Source organism: Cupriavidus sp. 01L415, from assembly GCF_056400065.1.
This window is the reverse complement of sequence record NZ_JBFTSP010000002.1, coordinates 405,530-427,965: the sequence shown is the minus strand read 5'-3', so window position 1 is coordinate 427,965 and position 22,436 is coordinate 405,530. Positions and strand designations below refer to the sequence as shown.

Here is a 22,436-nt window from a genome sequence, read left to right as displayed (position 1 = left end):
GGCGGCCCTGGCCCCGGACGTGATGGCACAGGGATCGGCGCAGGCAGCCAACAGGCCTGCAGTGGCCACCACGCCGGCGGTACTGGTGCTCGGCGACAGCCTGTCCGCCGAATACGGCATCGCCCGCGGCACGGGTTGGGTCAGCCTGCTGCAGGATCGCCTGCGCACGGAGCGGTTCGATTATAGCGTCGTCAATGCCAGCATCAGCGGCGAGACCACCATCGGCGGCAAGACACGCCTGCCCGACCTGCTGAAGCGCCACAAGCCCGCCATCGTGGTCGTGGAACTCGGCGCCAATGATGGCTTGCGCGGCCTGCCGCTCCCGTCGATCGAATCAAACTTGCGCAGCATTCTCAACGATGCCCAGAAGGCCGGCGCCGGCGTGCTGCTGGTTGGCATGCGAATCCCCCCCAATTTCGGCCAGGACTACACCGATCGCTTCTTCGCGCTGTATCCCAAGCTGGCCACGGAGTATCGCGCAGGCCTGGTGCCATTCTTCCTCGACAAGGTCATCACGCGGCCCGACTGGTTTCAGGACGATCGGATCCATCCGACGTCGGCCGCCCAGCTCACGCTGCTCGACAATGTCTGGCCGCAACTGAAACCATTGCTGAAGACGCACTCGAAACCACGCTGAGCGTGCGCTGCGGGCGCAGCTGCATCGCACACGGACATTGCGACGGGTACCGCTAGTACAGCGCTATTGCGACGCAAACACCGTGCAAATACGGTTGCAGTCGCGGGTGCAGACGCGGTGCAAACAAAAAGCCCCTGCTGCATAAAAAACACCCCAAAAGTTGGTGTCCAACTTTTGGGGTGCAGTTCACGGTGTCCAAGACCGCAGGGGCTTTTTGCTGGCTGGCGCCATTCCGGCCGACATCAGGCCGCCTTGATTTTCATCGCTTACTTCGCGGCGGCCTCGCTGGCCGGGGCGGCATCGGCCGCCACCACCGGACGCAGGATCTTGACCTTGGCCCGCGCCTTCAGCGCTTCGTAGTAGGCGCCGAGTTCGGTCTGTCCCGCGAGCTGGCTCAGCTGCTGCGACTCGGCCTGGCGTTGGCCGGCGTTCGCTTGCGGCGGCGTGCTGACCTTCGCGATGTGGTAGATCCCGTAACCCTCGGCACCCAGGTCCACGCCCACCACCGACGGCAGCTTGGTAGAATCGGCACGCATGATGGCTTCCACTGCCTTCGGCGAAACACCGTCCGCCTTGGTGCGCGACACGACGATGGTCGGGCCGAAACCCTCCGCGCTGCCGCTCTTCTTCAGTGCTTCCAGGCGCGCCTCGCCATCCTTGCGGGCCAGCTCGGCCGCCTGCCGGGCAACATAGGCCCGACGCACCTGCGCTTCCACATCCTCGAACTTGCGGGGCGTGGCCGGGCGATAGTCCGCGATGCGGGCCGCGACCAACGTGGTCGGACCGACCTGGACGGCCTCGGTATTGCGCTTGTTCTTGATGGCGTCGTCGCTGAACAGCGCCTTGAGCAACTTCTCGTTATTCAGCGGGTTCTCCGCGCCCAGGGCCGGATTCGGCTGGCGGGTCACGTTGTCCGCGGTCTGGATCGTCAGCTTGAACTTGTCGGCGGCCGCCTTGAGGCTGTCGGACTGTTCGTAGACGGTGTTGCCGAAAGCATCGGCCAGTTCCGCGTACTTCTTGCCGGCCAGCTGCTCCTTGAGTTCGGCTTCCAGTTCCGGGCGCACGGCATCGAGCGACTGCGTTTCCGCCGGCTTGAGGCCCGTCAGCTTGATGATGTGGTAGCCGTAGTCGGTTTCCACCACGTCGCTGATCTGGCCGTCCTTGAGCGCATACATCGCGTCCTCGAACGGCTTGACCAGTGCCCCGCGCCCCATGAAGCCGAGGTCACCGCCCTTGTCCGCCGAACCCGGGTCTTGCGAATTCTTCTTCGCCACATCGGCGAAGGTCTCCGGATGCTTGCGCAGGTCCGCCAGCAGCTTCTCGGCCTTTTCCTTCGCGGCCTTGCGATCGGCGTCCTTGCCATCCTTCGGGGCGGCGATGAGGATGTGGCTGGCACGACGTTGCTCTTCGGTACGGAAGCGCGCGATGTTGCTGTCGTAGAAGGACTTCAGCTCTTCCGGCGTCACGGTCTGGCTGGCGGCCAGCGCATCGCCCGACAGCACCAGATACTCGACCTTGGCCTGCTCGGGCGTGGTGTACGTCGACAGGTGCGCATCGTAGTAGGCCTTCAGCGCGGCGGGCTCGACCTTGACCTTCGACGTGAAGTCGGCGGGCTTGATCACCAGCGCCTGCACATCGCGCTGCTGGTCGCGGATGGCGATCAGGCGGTCCAGCAGGGACTTGGGCATGAATGCCGTCGTGCCAATGGCGCCACCCAGCTGCTGCGTGGCCAGTTCAAAGCGCAGCCGCGCATCGAACTGCTCCGGCGTCATGCCTTGCGATGCCAGCAACTGGATGTAGGCCTTTTCGTCGAGCTTACCTTCGGCGGTTTTCAGCTGGGCAATCGCCGGGATGTTCTGAATGGCCGCTGCAACCTGCGCGTCGGAAACCGTCAGGTGCTTCTCCGTGGTGGCGTTGGAAACCACGCGCTGCAGGATCAGTTGATCCAGCACGGCCTGGCGTGCCGCACCGCCCTCGAACATGCGCGGATCGTAGTTGTTACCCAGCATCTGGCGCATGCGCTCGCTCTGGTCCCGCACTACGTTGTCGACTTCCTGCACGGAGATCGCGCGACCGTCCACTTTGGCCGCGTCGTGCGAGCTGTCCATGAAGCGCGAGTAGCTCTCGACACCGAAGAACACGAACGACGGGAAGACAAGCACCAGCAGCAGCAGAAGCATCAGGCGCCGGTTGTTGCGTACGAAATCAAGCATGCTGATTCGGGTAAGGGGTTGGCACGAAGGACAAACTTCGCGATTCTAGCAGGAGCCGGCCGCTACACCGCGATTTGCTGACGCGCGGACGTCACGTTGCGGGTGGAGAACAAAGACCACGGGAATGCGAAGACGGCAGGCGCGAAAACAAAAATGCCCGCTGACGCGGGCATTGTTTGTATCTGGCGGAGTGGACGGGACTCGAACCCGCGACCCCCGGCGTGACAGGCCGGTATTCTAACCGACTGAACTACCACTCCTGTGTCGGTACCTGCCGGGAAAAACATTGCCTGGAGCGCGATGGTGAAGTGGTGGGTGCTGAGGGGCTCGAACCCCCGACCTACGCCTTGTAAGGGCGCCGCTCTACCAACTGAGCTAAGCACCCACTAGACCATCGCAGGCATCGCCTGCAGGATTTAACTCGCTTCGCACGACTCGGCAGTTACTGCTGTTTGCCGCTGTTTGCGTTGCGAGGCCGCGATTGTAATACGAGACTTTTCGGTTTGCCAAGCGTTGATTGCAACAATCTTGCCGTCGCCGCGCAGGTCCCATGCGGGAGCCGCGCGGGTGCTTCGCAATGACCTTTCCGGTCGGCCATCAAAACAAAAACGCCGCGGGTGTGACCCCGCGGCGTTCTGGTCATCGCAAGCGACGATCAGTGATGAATCATCTCGACCTTGGCCGTGGCCTTGTCCGCCACCTCGGCGGGCTTGGCCTCTTCCTCGGCCAGCGGCTCGGGCTTGCGCTCGAGTGCCAGCTCCAGCACCTTGTCGATCCAGCGGACCGGCACGATCTCGATGGCATTCTTCACGTTGTCAGGAATCTCGGCGAGATCCTTGACGTTCTCCTCGGGGATCAGCACGAGCTTGATGCCGCCACGGTGGGCCGCCAGCAGCTTCTCCTTGAGGCCACCGATCGGCAGCACTTCACCACGCAGCGTGATCTCGCCGGTCATGGCGACGTCCGCCCGCACCGGGATGCCGGTCAGCACCGACACCAGCGCTGTCGTCATCGCACCACCCGCAGAAGGACCGTCCTTGGGCGTTGCACCTTCGGGCACGTGGATGTGGATGTCGCGCTTCTCGAACATCTCATCCGCAATACCCAGGCGACGCGCCCGCGAGCGCACCACTGATCGCGCCGCCTCGACCGATTCCTTCATCACGTCGCCCAGCGAACCGGTGCGGGTAATGTTGCCCTTGCCGGGCATGATCGCGGCTTCGATCGTCAGCAGGTCGCCGCCAACTTCGGTCCACGCCAGACCGGTCACCTGACCCACCTGGTTTTCCTTGCCCGCCAGACCGAAGTCGTACTTGCGTACGCCCAGGAACTTGTCCAGGTTTTCCGAATCGACCTTCACCGCGCCAGACTCCTTCTTCAGGAGCAGCAGCTTGACTACCTTGCGGGCAATCTTCGACACCTCGCGTTCCAGCGACCGCACGCCAGCTTCACGCGTGTAGTAGCGGATGATGTCGCGGATTGCAGCCTCGCTGACGTCGATTTCACCGACCTTGAGGCCGTTGTTCTTGATCTGCTTCGGCAACAGGTAGCGCGTGGCGATGTTGACCTTTTCTTCCTCGGTGTAGCCCGACAGGCGGATCACTTCCATCCGGTCCAGCAGCGGCGGCGGAATGTTCAGCGAGTTCGACGTCGCCACGAACATCACGTCCGACAGGTCGAAGTCCACTTCGATGTAGTGGTCCTGGAACGTGTGGTTCTGCTCCGGGTCCAGCACCTCGAGCAGCGCCGACGACGGGTCGCCACGGAAATCCATGCCCATCTTGTCGATTTCATCGAGCAGGAAGAGCGGATTGCGTACGCCGACCTTGGACAGGCTCTGCAGGATCTTGCCCGGCATGGAGCCGATGTAGGTCCTGCGGTGGCCGCGGATCTCGGCCTCGTCCCGTACGCCACCCAGTGCCATGCGCACGAACTTGCGGTTCGTTGCGCGCGCCACCGACTGGCCGAGCGAGGTCTTGCCCACGCCGGGAGGCCCCACCAGGCACAGGATCGGCGCCTTCACCTTGTCCACGCGCTGTTGCACCGCGAGGTACTCGAGAATGCGTTCCTTGACCTTTTCCAGGCCGTAGTGGTCTTCGTCCAGCACGCGTTCGGCGTTGGCCAGGTCATTGTTGACCTTGCTCTTCTTGCGCCACGGCAGGTTGACCAGCGTGTCGATGTAGTTGCGTACGACAGTCGCTTCGGCCGACATCGGCGACATCAGCTTGAGCTTCTTGAACTCGGCGTCAGCCTTTTTCTTGGCTTCCTTGGGCATGCGCGCAGCCTTGATGCGCTTGTCCAGTTCCTCGAGGTCGGCACCTTCCTCGCCCTCGCCCAGTTCCTTCTGGATGGCCTTGACCTGCTCGTTCAGGTAGTACTCGCGCTGGCTCTTCTCCATCTGGCGCTTGACGCGGCCACGGATGCGCTTTTCCACCTGCAGGATGTCGATCTCGCCTTCCAGCTGCGACAGCAGGCTTTCCAGGCGCTCGGTCACATTGACCATCTCCAGGATCTTCTGCTTCTGCTCGAGCTTGATGGGCAGGTGCGCGGCGATGGTATCGGCCAGGCGACCAGCCTCGTCGATGCCCGACAGCGAAGTCAGGATCTCGGGCGGGATCTTCTTGTTCAGCTTCACATACTGGTCGAACTGCGACACGATGGCGCGACGCAGGGCCTCGGTTTCGGCAGATTCGGCCGCTGCGGGCGGCACAGGCACGGCTTCGCACATGAAGTGCGAATCGTCCTCGCTGACCTCGGTGATATTTGCGCGCTGCGTGCCTTCCACCAGCACCTTCACGGTGCCGTCGGGCAACTTCAGCATTTGCAGGATATTGGCGATGCAGCCGACCTCGTACAGGTCGTCAGCAGTCGGCTCGTCCTTGGCAGCCGTCTTCTGAGCCACGAGCATGATGCTCTTGCCCGACTCCATCGCAGTCTCAAGCGCCTTGATGGACTTCGGGCGACCCACGAACAGCGGGATCACCATGTGCGGAAACACCACCACGTCGCGCAGCGGCAACAGTGGGAGGCGAATCGGCTCAGCCGGGAGGAGTTGTGTTCCGGACATCATTTTCCCCAGTCAGTCATTTAAGGCGTAAATAGGGTCACGCGAATCGATTGCAAGATACCTGCCACTGATTCTTCATGCAGAAAAACATGCTGCAAACTGCACTTGCGACCCTCTCTGAAACAGCATACCCGCGTTTCCTCCCGTTCGTCGGTCGAATTGAAGAAAAAAAGCCGTTCGCTTTCACGCGAACGGCCGCTTGCCATTTTAGTCAGTGTGGTATGCACCACGCGGAGCAGGCGCGTTCGTCAGTTGGACCCCGCGACCTTGGGCTGCTGCTCCTCGTACATCAGCAGCGGGGGTGCATCGCCGGTAATCGTGTTTTCGTCGATCACCACCTTTTGCACACCTTTGTAGTTGGGCAGGTCATACATGACATCCATCAGCGACTGCTCCAGGATGGAACGCAGCCCGCGTGCCCCCGTCTTGCGGCGGATGGCCTTGCGTGCGATCGCTGACAGCGCCGCCGGGCGGATTTCCAGCTCCACGCCTTCCATCGCCAACAGCTTCTGATACTGCTTGACCAGTGCGTTCTTCGGCTCGACCAGGATCTGCACCAGGGCGGTCTCGTCGAGCTTGGCCAGAGTGGCCACCACCGGCAGACGACCGATCAGTTCCGGAATCAGACCGAACTTGATCAGGTCTTCCGGCTCGGTCTGCGGCAACACTTCGCTGACGTCGCGCTCTTCCTTGCTCTGCACCTGCGCGGCAAAACCGATGCCGGTCTTGTCCGAACGCTGCATGATGACCTTTTCCAGGCCGTCAAACGCGCCGCCGCAGATGAACAGGATGTTGGTCGTATCGACCTGCAGGAAATCCTGGTTAGGGTGCTTGCGGCCACCTTGCGGCGGCACCGAGGCCATCGTACCTTCGATCAGCTTCAGCAACGCCTGCTGTACGCCCTCGCCCGACACGTCGCGCGTGATGGACGGGTTGTCCGACTTGCGCGAGATCTTGTCGATTTCGTCGATGTAGACGATGCCGCGCTGGGCCTTCTCGACTTCGTAATTGCAGTTCTGCAGCAGCTTCTGGATGATGTTCTCGACGTCCTCGCCCACATAGCCGGCTTCCGTCAGCGTCGTGGCATCCGCGATCACGAACGGCACGTTCAGCAGTCGTGCCAGCGTCTGCGCAAGCAACGTCTTGCCCGAGCCGGTAGGCCCGATCAGCAGGATGTTGCTCTTGGACAGTTCGACGTCATCCTTCTTGCCAAGATGCTTCAGGCGCTTGTAGTGGTTGTATACCGCTACCGCCAGAATTTTCTTGGCCTGCTCCTGCCCGATCACGTACTGATCCAGGCTCTCGCGGATTTCGTGGGGCGTAGGCAGATCCGACCGCGTGGCCGCGCTGGCGTCCTTGTCGGTCGCGGCGGCCTCGTCACGGATGATTTCGTTGCACAGGTCGATGCATTCGTCGCAAATGAACACCGACGGGCCTGCGATGAGCTTCTTCACCTCGTGCTGGCTTTTGCCGCAGAACGAGCAATACAGAAGCTTCTCGCTGGATGAACCTTTTTTATCCGCCATAGGAATCAGTCACATTAGCAGTGTGTGCCCCGCGCAGCGGGAGAGCCCACGGGAAACGCATTAAACGCATCATACGCCAAAACAATTGGCACAGTCGGCGGCATCCCCGGCCTGTGGGGCAAAACGCAAAAACGAGGCACACAGCCTCGTTCCGGTGTAGCCTGCGTCATTTGGCGCGGCCTTGCGGCGGTGCCGGCGCCTGGCGCCGGACGCTGCCCGATCCATGCGGACCGGGCTACCGCGCCGACACACCGGCATCGGCTCACCCGCGGCGGGAAATGACCTTGTCGATCAGACCGTAGTCCACCGCCTGGTCGCCACTCATGAAGTTGTCACGATCGGTGTCGCGGGCAATCTTCTCGACCGGCTGGCCCGTCACCTCGGACAAGATGCTGTTCAGGCGTTCGCGCAGGTACAGGATCTCGCGCGCCTGGATCTCGATGTCCGAAGCCTGGCCACGGGCACCACCCAGCGGCTGGTGGATCATGATGCGCGAGTTCGGCAGCGCGCTGCGCTTGCCCTTGGCACCGGCCGCCAGCAGGAATGCGCCCATGCTGGCCGCCATGCCCATGCAGAGCGTGGACACGTCCGGCTTGATGAACTGCATCGTGTCGTAGATTGCCAGACCGGCGGAAACCGAACCGCCCGGCGAATTGATGTACAGCGAAACGTCCTTGTCAGGATTTTCGCTTTCCAGGAATAGCAGCTGGGCCACGACCAGGTTGGCGGTCTGGTCGTTCACTTCGCCGACCATGAACACCACGCGCTCCTTGAGCAGGCGCGAGTAGATATCGTACGCGCGCTCGCCCCGGCCGGACTGCTCGACGACCATCGGCACCAGTCCGAGACCCTGGGTTTCCAGAGCAGAGGCCTGCGTGGTGGCGAGACGGTCAAGCAAATCATTGCGGGTCATGCAGGTTCTCCAGATATTCAGGAATTGCGTCAATCGGCCCGCGCGCGAGACCCGTTGACGGCGACCGGTACCGCACCGGGAAGGCGCGGCAGCCGGTCATGCCCGACCTCAGGCTTGCGGAGCGTTGGTCTCGGCGGTGAGTTCCTCGAACGACACCGTCTTGTCCGTGACCTTGGCCTTGTCGCACACGAAATTTACCACGTTGTTTTCGAGCACGTAGGCTTCCATTTCCGCCAGGCGTTGCTGGTCGCCGTAGTACCAGCGCATGACTTCCTTCGGGTCTTCGTAGCTCCGCGCGAAGTCCTCGATTTCAGCCTTGATCTGGTCTGCCTTGGCGTCCAGACCGTTGGCCTTGACGATCTCGGCCAGGATCAGGCCCAGCTTCACGCGGCGCTCGGCCTGCTGGGCGAACATCTCGGCCGGAATCGGCATGTCCTTGGCGTTCGGCATGCCACGTTGCTCGAGGTCGCGACGAGCCATTTCCACCAGGCGCTCCTGATCTTGCTCGATCAGCGACTTCGGCACGTCCAGATCGCTCACCTTCAGCAGCGCGTCCATGACCTGGTCCTTCAGCATGGCGTGCGTGCGGCGCTTGACTTCGCGCTCCAGGTTTTCGCGGATGTCGGCGCGCATCTTCTCGACGCTACCGTCTGCGATGCCGAGCGACTTCGCGAAGGCGTCGTCCACCTCCGGCATGTGGGCCCATTCCACCTTCTTCAGGGTAACGGTGAACTCGGCAGTCTTGCCGGCCACTTCCTTGCCGTGGTAGTCGGCCGGAAATGCCAGGGGGAAGGTCTTGCTTTCGCCCACCTTCAGGCCCAGCGCCGCTTGTTCGAACTCGGGCAGCATGCGGCCTTCGCCCAGCACGAAGGCGAAGTCGTCGGCCTTGCCACCGGGGAATTCGACGCCATCGATCTTGCCGATGAAGTCCAGCGTCACGCGGTCACCGTTCTTGGCGGCCACGTCGGCGCCACCGTCACCGTGGGCACCGGCTTCGCCACGCGTGTGGTAGTGCACGCGCTGCTTGCGCAGGATGTCGACAGTCTTGTCGATTTCGGCGTCGCCGATCTCGGTCTTGGTACGGGTCACTTCGGCAGTCGCCAGGTCACCGATCTTGACTTCCGGGTACACCTCGAAGGTGGCTTCGAAGGCCACTTCGTCCTCGGCCACGCCATCGGTCTTCAGGTCGAACTTCGGCTGGCCGGCCACCTTCACGTCCTGAGCCTGCGTGATGTCGAAGAACTTGCGGGCGGCCTTGTCGAAGCGCACTTCGAATTCGACTTGCTGGCCGTATTGCTTCTCGACCATCTTCATCGGCACCTTACCCGGGCGGAAGCCGGACATCTTCACCGTCTTCGACAGACGCACCAGGCGTTCCTGGGTTTCCTTCTGCACTTCGGCCTTGGGAATAGCCAGGGTCACCTTGCGGTCCAGCTTGCCGAGGTTTTCAATGACGTTCGACATGGTCGTTAATCCAATCCAGAAATGTTGTTGTCAGCGCAACCGCCTGCGCACCGGCTTGCGGCACGTGCTCGCGAGCGAGGGTCTTCCGCGCAAACGGAAAACGAGGATTATCGCACGGTTTTGATTCGCTTCCGGCAGTTTTTACCCTGAGGCAGCCTTACGCTTCCTCGGGATCCATCGCTACCGTGTCAAAAGCGCGTCCGTGACGCAGGGCGCGCAGCAGCAGCCGGGCGGGGTCCACCGCATCGGCCAGTTCAGCCTCCAGCGGCAGCGGCTCGCCCTCCACCTGGCTGGCGATCAATTCCGCACCCAGCGCTGCCCATGTGAGGCCGCGCGACGCATATGCAAGTGCCGCATAGAGCCCGGGCAGCCGCGGGATAGTCCGCAGATGCGCACCGCGCAGCACCCCGGCATGGGCCAGCGCCTGCGCCTCGTCCGCGATGGGGCCGATCAGCGGCAGCCGGTTGTGCGTCACGGTCCGCACGCCGACGTAGCCTGCCAGTGCGGCGGGGTCCAGGTGCGCGATGGCGTCGGCGCGGTCCGGCAGCAGCGAGGACAAGCGACCGAGATTCGCCGCGTGCACATCGGGTCGCAGCGTGAGCGGGCCCTCGTCCGCGTCATAGCTCGACCCGATGCGCACGCCGCCATCGGCCCCACGCGGCAGCAGATAACCGCCCCCTGTCACCACGCAATCCGGCCAGCGGCCGAGTGCGTCGACCTGCCCCGCCGACAAATCCGTCAGCTGCCCGCGCACGCGCCGCAGCGCCAGGAACCGACCCGAAGTCAGTCGCTCGGCCTCATGGGCATTGGCCAGCACCATCACCGGCGCGCTGGCCAGCACGGTGCCGTCCGCCGCCCTTGCCTGCCAGATGTCGTCTGCCGCCTCGATCGCCGCCACACGGCAGTTGAACCTTGCATCCACCGCCGCGCCGGCCCGGGCAAGCTGCGCACGACAGATATCCGGCGGCGCCACCCAGCCACCGCGCGGAAACCACAAGCCGCCACGCGGCACGGTGGCGCCATGGGTCGCGGCCGCCTCTTCCGGCGCCATCCAGCGCACGAACGATTCGGGGAAGCCGAGCGCCGTCAGCGCGGCGCGCTGGGCGTCGCCCTCGGCATCGCCCTCGCCGATCTGAAGCACGCCGCAACCATGCCAGTCGACCGGATGCCCGGATGCGCCCAGCGCCGACCACGCTCGCAGCGCATGCAGGTTGCCTGCCCGGGACAAGCGGGACAGCAGACTGTCATCGGGCGAGACATGCGCGTGCATGGCCGCCGCCCGATGCCCGGAAGTCTGTCGCGCCGGTCCGTCATGCGCGTCGAACAGCGTCACCCGCCAACCGCGCATCGCCAGACTTTCGGTCACAGCACAGCCAGCCAGCCCGGCACCGATCACGATGGCGTGGCGGTCCTTCCATGCACCGGCCGCCGGCGGCGCGTGGCGCCGATTCTTCCAGGCCGGGGCGAACCGCGCGACGGTCATGTGCCGCTTGCCGCCAAATCCCGGTGCCTTCGCCACATCGAAGCCAACCGCCTGCAGGCCGCGCCGGACGAAGCCCGCCGCTGTATAGGTCGCTAGCGTTGCATCGGGCCGCGCCAGCCGCGACAACCCGCGGAAGACCATGTCGGACCACATGCCTGCGTTGCGCGACGGGGAAAAACCATCCAGATAGAAGGCATCCGCACCCGCGACCAGCCGCGGCAGCATCGTCTCGATATCGCCAAACGCCAGCGTCAGCGTGACCCCGCCCGCCTCGAAGGACAGCCGGTGCATCCCCGGCAAGGGATCAGGCCACTGCTGCTGCAGTTGTGTCGCCAGCGGCAGCAGGACACCCAGGCCGGCGTGCAGTTGCGCCAGCCCTTCACGGGTAAACGGGTGTTTTTCGATCGAAACGAAGTGCAGGCGCCGGCAGCGCTGCGGATCGTCGCGCCAGGCCTGCCACGTGGCCAGAAAATTCAGCCCCTGGCCAAAGCCGGTTTCGACGATGACGAACTGATCGCGCCCGGACCAGTTGGCCGGCAAGCCATTGCCGCCGAGGAACACATGATGGGCCTGCGCCAGTCCCCCGCGAGCGCTGTGATAGACATCGTCGTAACGTGGCGAATATGGGGTACCGTCGTCGGACAGGATCGGCTCGGCTGGCTCGAGGGCACGCGGCATGGCGGGAATCGGATCACGGGAAAACGGCGGCGGATGGTAGCATAGCGCCCTTCGCGCCACGCGCCCGCCGACAGCGTTTTGCGGCAACGTTTGCGCACCGTCATCCCGCCTTGCCATGCTCAGTTATCGCCACGCCTTCCACGCCGGCAATCATGCCGATGTCCTCAAGCACGCCGTCGTCGTCCAGTTGCTGGAACATCTCACGCAAAAGGACAAGGCGTTCTGGTATATCGACACCCACGCCGGCGCCGGGCTCTATGCGCTCGACCATGCCTACGCACAGAAGAAGGCCGAGTTCGAGACCGGCATTGCGCGCATCTGGCAGGCCGCCGCCAGCGGCCAGGCCCTGCCGCCGCTGCTGGACGAGTATCTCGACCAGGTCCGCACCCTGAACACCGATGGCAGCCTGAAGCACTACCCCGGATCCCCGTGGCTGGCGTGGCAGATGCTGCGTGACCATGACCGGCTGCGCCTGTTCGAACTCCACAGCACCGAGATCCAGGTCCTGCGCGACAACTTTCGTGGCGCCGGCCGCAAGGTCATGCTCTACGACGGCGACGGCTTCAACGGCATCAAGGCAATCCTGCCGCCTCCGCCGCGCCGCGCCCTCGTGCTGATCGATCCGTCCTACGAGGACAAGCAAGACTACGCCCGCACCGTCCAGACGCTGGAGGAAGGACTCGAACGTTTTGCCACGGGCGTCTATGCGATCTGGTATCCGGAAGTGCAGCGCCGGGAATCGATCCAGTTGCCGGCCCAACTGAAGCGGCTGCCGCTGAAGAGCTGGCTGCACGTGTCGCTGACGGTCAAGCATCCGGTTGAGGGCGGGCTGGGCCTGCACGGCAGCGGGATGTTCATCGCCAATCCGCCGTGGAAGCTCAAGGAAGCGCTTCAGGAAGCGATGCCGCTGCTGGTCGACCTGCTCGGCCAGGACGGCGGGGCGAAGTTCACGCTGGAGTCGCTGGACAACTGACGTCCTAGTTTCCCGCCGCGCCCTGGTTTCCCGCCGCCTTCCCGGCGGGCTTTCCATCTGACTTTTCGGCGGGATTCCCTGCCGCCGGCCCAGCTGCCGGCAGCGGCCGCGGCCAGATCCTGGCCAGCGCGGCCTCGACTCCCAATCCGAGCGCAATGCCGATCGTATCGGCCAGCAGATCGAGCCACGACGGCTCGCGGTCGCCGGACATCCCTTGCAGCACCTCGATCAGCGCGCCGTAGACCACCAGTCCGACGAGCACGCGCCACCTCCGCGCCGGCCAGGCGCGCAATCCCAGCACAGCCAGCACGGAAAACGCCAGCAGATGGTTCGTCTTGTCCCAGCCCGTGGTCGGCAATGGCGTGGACGGCGGCAGCAGTGACAGCACCATCACGGCCAGCGCGCAGAGCCAGAACAGCAAGCGGAATCGGGAAATGGTGAGAATCGGCACGCCGGTCGGTTCAGGAAGGTTGGACGGATCCAAGGCAGGGTCGCACATCCGAAGACCGGACAGCGTTGGAAATGGCACTGAAACCGCGAAATTCCCTCGCTCTTGCCATCCCCCTCGCCTATAAACGCAGAGTCGTCCAAGAAAACGTCTAGATGTAAAGAATAACGAGGGAGGCAAAAATGGAAAATTCAACAGATGCTCAGGGCGCGGAACAAACCGAGACGTTGTACGCGTGGTGCGTTCCAGCCTGGTTCAACGGCAGCGTCCTCGACCATACTTGGGTCACTTCCTACGACAACCGAACAGTGCAGCACCAATCCATCAATGACGTAAAGGGAGCCGGGGATTTCTACTGGTATTCGTGGGGGTCATTCCATCCGAAAGGAGGCGTTCCAGGACGCCCGGATGGCTTCATCGTCAGCAGTGGCGCTTCATTAAGCCTGGCGCGATGCCTGTGTGATCCGAATGTTGAGTCAAAGACACATCAAGGCGCCAGAGGAACCATATTCTCTTACGGTATCGATGGCGTCTGTCACCAGTTGGCAAACCAGATCCTGTGGGCTACAACGGCAGTGAATCCCCAGGCAAAGACTGTCAATGGGGTACGCGGCTATTGGCTGAGCAACGCGGCCTATGGCACATACGGACTGCAGCACGCTGCCTGGAAAGCGAAGAAGGCGCGTTGTCAGCAGAATCAGTCATCAACCTCTTCGGCCCTCGCAATGGCGAATGACCCTGACGATTTCGAAACTCACGCGATCGAAACATTGCGAGGCCACGCCACCGCCGAACAGATTGCCGATTTGTTGGGGCACAGGCAGCAATTTACTACCCGCCTGGCACTGAATCTGCGCCAGGCGACGTCGGCCCAGGAGCTGAATGAACAGCTCAACAGATTCTTTGCCAGGGCCGTCGAGATTCTCGGCCCGGAAAATTTCGAGCGAGTCTTCGGCACCCCAGCCGATGCAAACTTCGACCTGGTCGACCCCAAGATTTTCGAAGAGTCGCAAAAGAATCCCAATCCTTAGGCCTAGCGCCGCCAGCGCGCTCCGGCCTGAATACGTGCCCGCCTTGCGCGGGCTTTTTGATACCTACTGCTTGCGCTTCAGCGCCGCCACCACCCGTTCGTTCAGCCCGGCGCGGTAGAGCGTGGCGCCGACCTGCACCAGCAGCGCCCTCTCCTTCCCCTGGATCGTCGGGTCGGTCAACAGCACCGCGAGCCCCGTCACCACATCGTCAATTTCCAGCTCCTGGTCATCATCGAGCGCCAGGCGCTCGAATTCCCGGATTACGTCATCTGGCCCCATTTTTGTCTTGCCCTTGCAATGGAAAGTACTCAGTCTAGCGCAGCTCGCGGTCATCACCCCCCCAAGCCGATGACTATCTCATCAAGTACCGCGTGCGTGGGTCAGTAGGTCTGGTCGCTAATCACCCGCGCCACCGTTTCCAGGGATCGCTTGAGCGTGGCCAGGCTAACGGAGCCGAGTGCCAGTCGGATGGCATGAGGCACCTGCGCTGAAGTTGCGAACGGTTGAGCTGTCGACACGGCAATGTGCTCACGCATCAATGCCATGGCGATCGCATCCGCGCGAACCTCCTGTGGCAGCGGTAACCAGACGAAGTACGACGCAGGATGGCTGACCCGCTCCAGCCGCCCCAGAACTTCAGCGACAAGGCGCTGACGCAGTGTGGCGTCGCGCCGTTTGTCTGCCTCAAGCCTGGCCACGGTGCCGTCCTCGATCCAGCCGCAGGCAATCGCCGTCATGGCTACCGGGGTGTTCCAGGTCGTCGCCCGGATGGCCCGCTCGAGCTTTGGAATCCATTCATCGGGCGCATTGACGAATCCAACGCGCAGCCCCGTCGCGACACTCTTGGACAAGCTCGACACATAGACCGTTGCTTCCGGAGCCAGCGATGCCAAAGGCGGCGGAGCGCCTTCCGCCAGGAACGCGTAGGCGGCATCCTCGATGAGGATCAGTCCATGCTGTCGTGCGATGGCGACAAGTTCCCGACGTCTACTTGCGCCCATCACCCAGCCGAGCGGGTTATGTAGCGTCGGCATGGCGTACACGGCGCGCACCCTCCGTCGCCTGCACAGGGCCGCCAGTGCCTCCAGATCGGGGCCTAGCCCGGCCGCGGGAATCGGGGCGAGTTCCAGCCGGTTGGCCTCGGCGGCGAGCTTGAATCCCGGGTACGTCAGGGCATCCACAGCCACCACGTCGCCGGGCTCGAACAAGGCCATGGCGGCGATCGTCAACCCGTGCTGCGCACCGCTCACCAGCAATGTCGTGTCGCCCGATGCCGCCAGACCGCGGCTGGCCAGGTGGCGTGCCACGGTCGCCCGCTCGTGCTCGCGGCCGCCGTGGGGCTGGTATCGAAGCAAGGCCTCCAGGTCGCCTGCCGCCGCGAGTTGTCGCAGCGCTGCGCGGAGCAGGTCTGCCTGATCCGCCAACGAGGGATTGTTGAAGCTCAGGTCCGCCGTGTCTGCGCTCCAGGCATACAGGTCAACGCCCTGACCGCGCGGGAGCGCCTCCTTGACGAAAGTGCCGCGGCCGGTTTCGCCGCTCACCAACCCCATCGCCTGCAGTTCCGCATAGACACGCGTGGCCGTGACCAGCGCCAGCCCTTCCCGAGCTGCGAGATCGCGGTGCGTTGGCAGTCGCGTTCCGGGACGCAGGCGCCCCGCGCGAATGTCGGCCGCCAGACGATCGACTAGTTGCTTGTAGCGGGACTGAGCCATGCCGGAACGTATCCATGACAATTATTTGAATGTATCGATTATCGGTTCTAGGATGGCGCGATACAACGCCCCCCCCCCAACCTCTCCACCTCACGAGGCCGCCATGCACATCGCCATCCTGACCTTCGAAGGCTTCAACGAACTCGACTCGCTGATCGCGCTCGGGATCCTGAATCGGGTGAGGAAGCCCGGCTGGCGGGTTTCGATCGCCAGCCCCGCGGACAACGTGCGTTCGATGAACGGGGTGGTGATGGAGGCGCAAGTGTCGCTACAGGACGCATGCGATGCCGACGCCGTGCTCGTGGGCAGTGGGATACGAACCCGCGAAGTCGTCGCCGACGCCACGTTGATGTCGCAACTGAGGTTCGACCCGACGCGTCAGTTGCTGGGCGCGCAGTGCTCGGGCACTCTCATCCTCGCCAAGTTGGGCCTGCTGCACGACGTTCCGGCCTGCACGGACCTGACCACCAGGCCGTGGGTCGAGGAGGCGGGCGTGGCTGTGCTCAATCAGCCATTCGTGGCCAGGGGCAACGTCGCGACCGCCGGCGGATGCCTGTCTTCGCAGTACATGGCGGCCTGGTTTATCGCGCGTCTCGCAGGCATCGAGGCGGCAAGCAGCGCGATTCACTATGTCGCGCCGGTCGGGGAGAAGGAAACCTACGTCACGCGCGCGATGGAGAATATTGCGCCGTTCCTCTGATGCGCACCGGGCCCCAGCCAAGGACCAGAGCGATTCCCTCCACTCACTGAACCGGCAAGAGATCCCGGCAAAGATCAGGCTTGAACAAGTTGCGACCCGCAACTATATTTCCCGACTATCCCCTGCAATATGCAGCCGACGCGAGCCAGTTCATGGACCTTATCGATATTCCTGCCACACCCCGAGAAACGACGATCCTTGAGCTCCGGGAGTTTTCCCGAAGACTGGTTCGCGAACTCGGCTTTATGCGCACGACCCTGGCCGATAGCGATCTTGCGCCTTCGGCGGTTCACGCTGTCATCGAAATCGGCATGGCGCCGGGTATCAGTGCAAAGGACCTGGGCAACATCCTGCGATTGGACAAATCGAACACCAGCAGGCAGGTCGCAAGGCTGGAAGCCAGCGGACTCGTGAAGCGCACGGTCTCCACTGACGACGCCCGATCGTCCGAGTTGTATTTGACGCCGGCAGGACAAAAGCTCCGGAAGAAAATCGACCAGTTTGCGACGGACCAGGTATCCAACGCGCTTCGACGCGTGGTGCCCGAAGACCAGCAAGCCCTCGTCCGCTTCCTCGCGCTTTACGCCGACGCGCTCGCGCAAGACAACGCGGTCAAGACACCCTCCGGCGGTGCCGAGGCCACGCGGATTCTGGAGGGCTACCAACCCGGCTGCATTGGCGATGTTGCAAGCCTGCACGCCCGCTTCTACTCGGAACGCTGGGGCTTCGGCGCCTTCTTCGAGAAGAAGGTGGCGACCGAGCTAGCCGAGTTTGCCGGCGCGTTGCCAGCCGAAGGCAAGGCCCTTTGGCTCTATTCCGAAAATGGCCGGGCACTCGCTTCCCTGGCCATCGACGGCAATAACGAAACCGGCATCGCCCATTTGCGATGGTTCATCGTAGACGATTCGTTGCGCGGCTCCGGTGTCGGACGGCAACTCATGTCGCACGCCATGCGTTTTGTCGACGAGCGATTTAGCGAGACGTATCTCTGGACGTTCAAGGGACTGGATGCCGCACGCCATTTATACGAGTCGTTCGATTTTCGATTGACCAGCGAATCAGAGGGGACGCAGTGGGGAACCAAAGTCGTCGAGCAACGATTCAATCGGCGCTCTGCCTGATTCCACCGCGGCGCCCTCCCAGCTACCGTCAATTCATTAACGTACCCCGCTCACAACGATTTCACAAATTCGATCATTTGCTTGCGATCGTCCGCTTGCATTGCCTTGAAGCGATCGCGCGCGGCGCCGCCCTGCCCGCCGTGCCAGAGAATCGCTTCCTCGATCGAACGGGCGCGGCCGTCATGCAGATAGCGTGTCTGCGGGTCGATGCTGGCCAACAGGCCCAGACCCCACAGCGGCGCAGTACGCCATTCGGCCCCACTTGCCTTGCCTTGCGGATAGTTGTCCGCCAGGCCGACGCCCATGTCATGCAGCAGCAGGTCCGTGTAGGGGTGGATCAGCTGGTTGCGCAACTCGGCAAACTTGTGCGCGCCTCCCGTCGTCAGGGATGCAGCATGGCAGGACGTGCAACGCGCCTGCGCAAACAACCGGCCACCACGTGCCACGCGGTCCTGCGCGGTGCGTTCGGCCTGCTCCGCGGCGGTCACCGCGCCAGGGTTGCTGGCCAGTTGGTCGACAATAGTCGGCGCCGGCACCCCCAGATATTGCTGCCCGGCAAAGTGCCGCCGCGCAGGCACGCCCAGCAAGCTCAGGTAGTGCGTGATCAGCTTGACTTCGGTGTCGCCCAATTCCGGGCTGTTGGCGTCCGCGGCACGGCAGCCGCCGTCAGAAATCGCCCGGCCGCAAAAATGCTTCGGCAGCAGCGAGGTGGTCACGCCCATGTCGCCGCTGAGCGCATCGACGGTCTGTTGTTGCACCGTGGACGAGGTGGCCTTCCACCCGAAGCGCCCCACGCGCGGGATCGCGGGGTTGTGCGCGTCCGGCACGATCTGCAGACGGCCTACGGTGCCATCCGGGTCTGATGCGCTGGCCCGCGCCAATGCAGCCAGAGCCGACTCCGGCACCGCTTCCAGCAGCCCCATGCCGACGAGGTGCGGCGATGCGCGCACCGACATGCGCTCCGGCATCGGCAAGCTGTTGCCGTTGACGTCCGTCAGCGCATAGATCGGCGTCTGCAGGGTGTAAGCCGTGCCATCCGGGTACTTGCCATCCGTGTTCCGGTATCCCGTGACCTTGAGCACGCCGTTGCGGCCGTCATAAGTCTTGCCGGCATCGGTGACCAGCCCCTGCCAGATCCGCCCGCCAAATCGGCGGTCGACGGTCACGCCGCCGCTGGCATCGGTATCGCCCGTCAGCACCACCATATTCGCGAGCGGCGTGTTCATGCCCGGGCTGCTCTTGCCATTGTTCGTGTGACACTGGATGCAGGCGGCCTCCTGGAACTTCGGACCCGCCCGGCCGGCCAGCGTGTTGAACAGCGTCGGGTTGCCCGCTTCCACGTGGGCGCCAGTCAGGAACGACGAGTGAAACAACCGGCGGCCTTCCACAAACGGCTGAATATTCCGGCCGGCGATATTGGGCGACACCTGCAGCAACTGCATCTCGGGCTCGTTGGAGGTGTCCTCGTGCAGCGTCATCATCGCGCCACCAGCAAGGGCCTCGGACGGCAGCAGCTTCGTATCCCACGGAATCGCGGCCGCATCGCAACACCCGCTGCGGAACCACGGCTGGACGCCGGTCGTACCGACCTTGTAGGTGATGACGTCGGCGTAGTAGTTGAAGCGACCCAGCGCGTTCCCCTGCTTGCCTGCCAGGAAGATGCCGAGCTCGAACTCGACCAGGTCGCCAGCCCTGAGCCCGCGATTCAGGCGGGGCAGCGTCGTGATCTGCTTGACCAGCACGAATTCCCCGTCCTGCGGCGGCACGTTGAGATCGGTGTCGTAGTTGCTGTCCGGGTCCTCGCCCAGACTGCCGTAGTTGGCGATCGGCGTCTTCAGGTCCTGGCCATCGCGCAGCATGCCAAACGGCAAGCGCTTCATGCCGCCGTTATCGCCGTAGAGCGCCACGGCGGTCGGCCCGGCCGGATCGCCATCGCGACGTCCAATAAACCCGAAGCGGAAATTGGTGCCATACATCCACCATTGCGGCTTGACGACCAGCGTCAGTATCCGTTCCGCCGCATTGGAGGGCGAAGCATTCTCGTAGATCGTAATCTCGTGCGTTCGCCGTTCGAAATAGTGAGGCGCGAATATGCCGTACAGATCCCCACCAACATTCGTACCGGTTTCCGACTGCTCGCGGGCATGCCGGTCGCGAACGCGTCCACCGACGCGCGTCACCATCGTGCCGTCCGGCAGTATGTATTGGGTCGACGGCTCGATCTCCGACCAACTCAGCGGCGCATACTCGCCGGGCGTCTGCGGGGCACCGCCCCCCGGTGAGCCGGCATCTCCGCCCGGACGATCGCCACCACCTCCACCGCACGCGGCAAGGAAGCAAAGCGCGACCATATTTCCCAACACGGCGCCCCGGCAGCGCCTAAATCGCCGGATGAATTTCCCTGAAAGATTCAACACGATATTGACCCATTTTTTATGCAGCGTTTATTTTTGGTTTATCCATTTTAAATCATGGCGCGCGATACTTTTCCGCATTGACGCGCGCACGCTGATTCAGGCACGGCCATTGGAATGCCGCGACTGCAGGATGGAGCCCTTCTCTCTGTGGAGATCGGGCGGTCAGTCTTTTTATGGTGCGGGAAGATAATCGATTTGCTCGCGCGCGGGAGCCAGCGATTATTGGACGCAGCGTTCGGAAATCCTAAACGATGGTGGTGACTCGTCTTGCACAGCGTGGAGAGCGGCAACCTGGTCCGCTATCACCCATTCATGCGGCTGCGTGAATACGCCCAACTATTGATAAGTTGTGGCGCATTCCCCACGGACGCCATGACCTGCCTTTTTCATTTAACTCGGATCTGATAAAAGGCGGCCGCCCAAGAGAGCGGACCGCCTTTCCGGTCAGAACCCCACCGCCTGCCCATCGCGCCGCGAATCGGACGCAGCGACATAGCCGTGCGGCGCCTTGTAGATCAGTTGCGCGGAGCCGAATTCCAGGCTGTCGCGCGGCGCCACTTCCACGCGGTGACCGCGCTCGCGCAGCGTTGCCACCACGTCCGGAGGCAGGTGCGCCTCCACGTTGACCACAGGGCCGGCTTCCACGCGGAAGCGCGGAGCATCGCTCATGGCCTGCGGGTTTTGTCCGAAAGCCGCCAGCCGCGCCATCATCTGCACATGGCCCTGCGCCTGCATGGACCCGCCCATCACGCCGAACGCCATCACCGGCGCGCCATTGCGCGTGACAAAGCCCGGGATGATCGTATGCATCGGCTGCTTGCCCGGCGCCACGCAATTGGCATGACCCGGCTTCAGGTTGAAGCCTTCGCCACGGTTATGCAGCGAGATACCGGTGCCCGGCACCACCACGCCCGAGCCAAAGCCGCGATAGTTGGACTGGATGAACGACACCATCGACCCCGCCGCGTCGGCAGCCGCCAGGTACACGGTGCCGCCGGTCTTCGGCGTACCGGCCGATGGCGTGCCCGCGCGCTTGAGGTCGATCAACGCGGCACGCTCGGCCAGGTAAGCCGGATCGAGGAACGCGGCGGGCGCATGCTGCATCGCCGCCGGGTCCGCTACGTGCCGGTGCAGATCGGCAAAGGCCAGCTTCATGGCCTCGATGCTCACGTGATAGAAGTCCGGGCTGTCGACGCCCATGCCCTCGAGGTCGAAGCGATCCAGGATACCCAGGCCAATCAGCGCGGCAATGCCCTGGCCGTTCGGCGGAATCTCGTGCAGCGTGTAGCCACGGAAATCCTGCTTGATCGGTTCCACCCACGACGGCGTGTGCGCGGCCAGATCGTCGCCACGGATGGCACCGCCGGTTTCCTCCGCGAAAGCCACGATGCGCGCGGCCAGTTCGCCCTTGTAGAAGCTCTCGCCGTCGCTCTCGGCAATCTTCTTCAGCGTGGCCGCCTGCGCCGGGAAGCTCCACCGCTCGCCAGCTTGCGGCGCGCGGCCATCGCGCAGGAAGGCCTGGGCAAAGCCCGGCTGATCGCGCAGCACCGGCACCTGAGCGGCCCATTGGCGGGCGATCTGCGGCGACACCGCAAAGCCTTGTTCCGCGTACTCGATCGCCGGCGCAAACAGCCGCGCAAACGGCAACTTGCCGAAGCGTGCCGACAACGCCTTCCAGCCCGCCACCTGGCCCGGCACGGTCACCGTATCCCAGCCCACGGACGGCATGCGCTCGCGGCCCGCGAAGTATTCCGGCGTCCAGCGTGCCGGCGCGCGGCCGCTGGAATTCAACCCGTAGAGCCGCCCTTCATGCCAGACCAGCGCGAACATGTCCCCGCCGATGCCGTTCATGACGGGCTCCACCACCGTCAGCGCAATGGCACTGGCAATGGCGCTGTCGATGGCGTTGCCACCTTCGTACAACATGCGCAGGCCAGCCTGTGCGGCCAGCGGCTGGCTGGTGCTGACGGCGTTGGCAGCCAGCAGCGGCATTTTCTGGGAGGGATACGGGAAGGACCAGTCGAAGGGCAACATGGGCAAGATCGGTTCGGAA

The 22,436-nt window shown here is 63.5% G+C and carries 16 protein-coding genes and 2 tRNA genes; 5 read left to right on the top strand and 13 right to left on the bottom strand.

What is annotated here, in order from left to right; translation table 11 throughout:
• Positions 1-22: 22 nt before the first annotated feature.
• Positions 23-637 carry an arylesterase gene (locus AC1DOX_RS07215; RefSeq protein ID WP_441615051.1) on the top strand — a complete coding sequence of 205 codons (615 nt, stop codon included), beginning with the start codon at positions 23-25 and terminating at the stop codon, positions 635-637.
• A 266-nt stretch (positions 638-903) separates the two neighbouring features.
• On the opposite strand, the gene AC1DOX_RS07210 is transcribed toward AC1DOX_RS07215, so the two are convergent.
• The 8 genes from AC1DOX_RS07210 to mnmC all read right to left on the bottom strand — a co-directional run bounded on the left by AC1DOX_RS07210 (position 904) and on the right by mnmC (position 11,981).
• Positions 904-2,850, bottom strand: a complete 1,947-nt coding sequence (locus tag AC1DOX_RS07210; RefSeq protein WP_441614458.1) for a SurA N-terminal domain-containing protein — start codon at positions 2,848-2,850, stop codon at positions 904-906.
• Between the two features lie 183 nt (positions 2,851-3,033).
• Positions 3,034-3,110, bottom strand: a tRNA-Asp gene (locus AC1DOX_RS07205).
• A gap of 49 nt (positions 3,111-3,159) precedes the next feature.
• Positions 3,160-3,235 (bottom strand) — tRNA-Val (locus AC1DOX_RS07200).
• 270 nt (positions 3,236-3,505) lie between these two features.
• Positions 3,506-5,917 (bottom strand): endopeptidase La, encoded by a 2,412-nt coding sequence (gene lon, locus AC1DOX_RS07195; protein ID WP_092133861.1) that lies wholly within the window; start codon positions 5,915-5,917, stop codon positions 3,506-3,508.
• A 248-nt stretch (positions 5,918-6,165) separates the two neighbouring features.
• Entirely contained in the window at positions 6,166-7,443 is a 1,278-nt protein-coding gene (clpX, locus tag AC1DOX_RS07190; RefSeq protein WP_092133863.1) for an ATP-dependent Clp protease ATP-binding subunit ClpX, read from the bottom strand.
• Positions 7,444-7,705: 262 nt separating this feature from the next.
• The gene (gene clpP, locus AC1DOX_RS07185) at positions 7,706-8,356 is read right to left on the bottom strand and encodes an ATP-dependent Clp endopeptidase proteolytic subunit ClpP (protein ID WP_092133865.1); all 651 of its coding nucleotides are present in this window, start codon (positions 8,354-8,356) and stop codon (positions 7,706-7,708) included.
• A gap of 108 nt (positions 8,357-8,464) precedes the next feature.
• Positions 8,465-9,820, bottom strand: coding sequence for a trigger factor (tig, locus tag AC1DOX_RS07180; RefSeq protein WP_441614720.1), 1,356 nt, complete (start codon positions 9,818-9,820; stop codon positions 8,465-8,467).
• A 157-nt stretch (positions 9,821-9,977) separates the two neighbouring features.
• On the bottom strand, positions 9,978-11,981 hold the full coding sequence (gene mnmC, locus AC1DOX_RS07175) for a bifunctional tRNA (5-methylaminomethyl-2-thiouridine)(34)-methyltransferase MnmC2/FAD-dependent 5-carboxymethylaminomethyl-2-thiouridine(34) oxidoreductase MnmC1 (RefSeq protein ID WP_441614722.1): 2,004 nt from the start codon (positions 11,979-11,981) through the stop codon (positions 9,978-9,980).
• Positions 11,982-12,096: 115 nt separating this feature from the next.
• Between mnmC and AC1DOX_RS07170 the strand changes: the two genes are divergently transcribed.
• Entirely contained in the window at positions 12,097-12,954 is an 858-nt protein-coding gene (locus AC1DOX_RS07170; RefSeq protein ID WP_441614724.1) for a 23S rRNA (adenine(2030)-N(6))-methyltransferase RlmJ, read from the top strand.
• A 4-nt stretch (positions 12,955-12,958) separates the two neighbouring features.
• Here AC1DOX_RS07170 and AC1DOX_RS07165 read toward each other — a convergent pair whose 3' ends face one another.
• A complete protein-coding gene (locus AC1DOX_RS07165; protein ID WP_441614726.1) occupies positions 12,959-13,438 on the bottom strand; it encodes a VanZ family protein in 480 nt (159 codons plus the stop codon).
• A 146-nt stretch (positions 13,439-13,584) separates the two neighbouring features.
• Between AC1DOX_RS07165 and AC1DOX_RS07160 the strand changes: the two genes are divergently transcribed.
• Positions 13,585-14,433 carry a hypothetical protein gene (locus tag AC1DOX_RS07160; RefSeq protein WP_441614728.1) on the top strand — a complete coding sequence of 283 codons (849 nt, stop codon included), beginning with the start codon at positions 13,585-13,587 and terminating at the stop codon, positions 14,431-14,433.
• A 63-nt stretch (positions 14,434-14,496) separates the two neighbouring features.
• Here the strand turns inward: AC1DOX_RS07160 and AC1DOX_RS07155 are convergent, their stop codons facing one another.
• Positions 14,497-14,712, bottom strand: a complete 216-nt coding sequence (locus tag AC1DOX_RS07155) for a hypothetical protein (protein WP_092133875.1) — start codon at positions 14,710-14,712, stop codon at positions 14,497-14,499.
• 101 nt (positions 14,713-14,813) lie between these two features.
• Positions 14,814-16,145, bottom strand: coding sequence for an aminotransferase-like domain-containing protein (locus AC1DOX_RS07150; RefSeq protein WP_441614730.1), 1,332 nt, complete (start codon positions 16,143-16,145; stop codon positions 14,814-14,816).
• A gap of 103 nt (positions 16,146-16,248) precedes the next feature.
• Here AC1DOX_RS07150 and AC1DOX_RS07145 point away from each other — a divergent pair, with 103 nt between their 5' ends.
• Both AC1DOX_RS07145 and AC1DOX_RS07140 read left to right on the top strand, forming a co-directional pair.
• Positions 16,249-16,845 (top strand): DJ-1/PfpI family protein, encoded by a 597-nt coding sequence (locus tag AC1DOX_RS07145; protein WP_441614732.1) that lies wholly within the window; start codon positions 16,249-16,251, stop codon positions 16,843-16,845.
• A 152-nt stretch (positions 16,846-16,997) separates the two neighbouring features.
• Complete coding sequence (locus AC1DOX_RS07140) at positions 16,998-17,966, top strand: bifunctional helix-turn-helix transcriptional regulator/GNAT family N-acetyltransferase (protein WP_441614734.1); 969 nt, start codon at positions 16,998-17,000, stop codon at positions 17,964-17,966.
• 50 nt (positions 17,967-18,016) lie between these two features.
• Here the strand turns inward: AC1DOX_RS07140 and AC1DOX_RS07135 are convergent, their stop codons facing one another.
• Both AC1DOX_RS07135 and AC1DOX_RS07130 read right to left on the bottom strand, forming a co-directional pair.
• Positions 18,017-20,149, bottom strand: coding sequence for a di-heme oxidoredictase family protein (locus AC1DOX_RS07135; protein ID WP_441614736.1), 2,133 nt, complete (start codon positions 20,147-20,149; stop codon positions 18,017-18,019).
• Positions 20,150-20,827: 678 nt separating this feature from the next.
• Positions 20,828-22,417 (bottom strand): gamma-glutamyltransferase family protein, encoded by a 1,590-nt coding sequence (locus AC1DOX_RS07130; RefSeq protein WP_441614738.1) that lies wholly within the window; start codon positions 22,415-22,417, stop codon positions 20,828-20,830.
• Between the last annotated feature and the right edge of the window lie 19 nt (positions 22,418-22,436).

Excerpts from the sequence above, each read along its gene's own strand:
- AC1DOX_RS07130 (WP_441614738.1), bottom strand. The coding sequence starts at position 22,417 with ATGTTGCCCTTCGACTGGTCCTTCCCGTATCCCTCCCAGAAAATGCCG.
- lon (WP_092133861.1), bottom strand. The coding sequence starts at position 5,917 with ATGTCCGGAACACAACTCCTCCCGGCTGAGCCGATTCGCCTCCCACTG.
- clpP (WP_092133865.1), bottom strand. The coding sequence starts at position 8,356 with ATGACCCGCAATGATTTGCTTGACCGTCTCGCCACCACGCAGGCCTCT.
- AC1DOX_RS07215 (WP_441615051.1), top strand. The coding sequence starts at position 23 with ATGGCACAGGGATCGGCGCAGGCAGCCAACAGGCCTGCAGTGGCCACC.
- mnmC (WP_441614722.1), bottom strand. The coding sequence starts at position 11,981 with ATGCCGCGTGCCCTCGAGCCAGCCGAGCCGATCCTGTCCGACGACGGT.
- AC1DOX_RS07210 (WP_441614458.1), bottom strand. The coding sequence starts at position 2,850 with ATGCTTGATTTCGTACGCAACAACCGGCGCCTGATGCTTCTGCTGCTG.
- AC1DOX_RS07170 (WP_441614724.1), top strand. The coding sequence starts at position 12,097 with ATGCTCAGTTATCGCCACGCCTTCCACGCCGGCAATCATGCCGATGTC.
- AC1DOX_RS07140 (WP_441614734.1), top strand. The coding sequence starts at position 16,998 with ATGGACCTTATCGATATTCCTGCCACACCCCGAGAAACGACGATCCTT.
- tig (WP_441614720.1), bottom strand. The coding sequence starts at position 9,820 with ATGTCGAACGTCATTGAAAACCTCGGCAAGCTGGACCGCAAGGTGACC.
- AC1DOX_RS07135 (WP_441614736.1), bottom strand. The coding sequence starts at position 20,149 with ATGGTGACGCGCGTCGGTGGACGCGTTCGCGACCGGCATGCCCGCGAG.
- AC1DOX_RS07145 (WP_441614732.1), top strand. The coding sequence starts at position 16,249 with ATGCACATCGCCATCCTGACCTTCGAAGGCTTCAACGAACTCGACTCG.
- AC1DOX_RS07150 (WP_441614730.1), bottom strand. The coding sequence starts at position 16,145 with ATGGCTCAGTCCCGCTACAAGCAACTAGTCGATCGTCTGGCGGCCGAC.
- AC1DOX_RS07160 (WP_441614728.1), top strand. The coding sequence starts at position 13,585 with ATGGAAAATTCAACAGATGCTCAGGGCGCGGAACAAACCGAGACGTTG.
- clpX (WP_092133863.1), bottom strand. The coding sequence starts at position 7,443 with ATGGCGGATAAAAAAGGTTCATCCAGCGAGAAGCTTCTGTATTGCTCG.
- AC1DOX_RS07155 (WP_092133875.1), bottom strand. The coding sequence starts at position 14,712 with ATGGGGCCAGATGACGTAATCCGGGAATTCGAGCGCCTGGCGCTCGAT.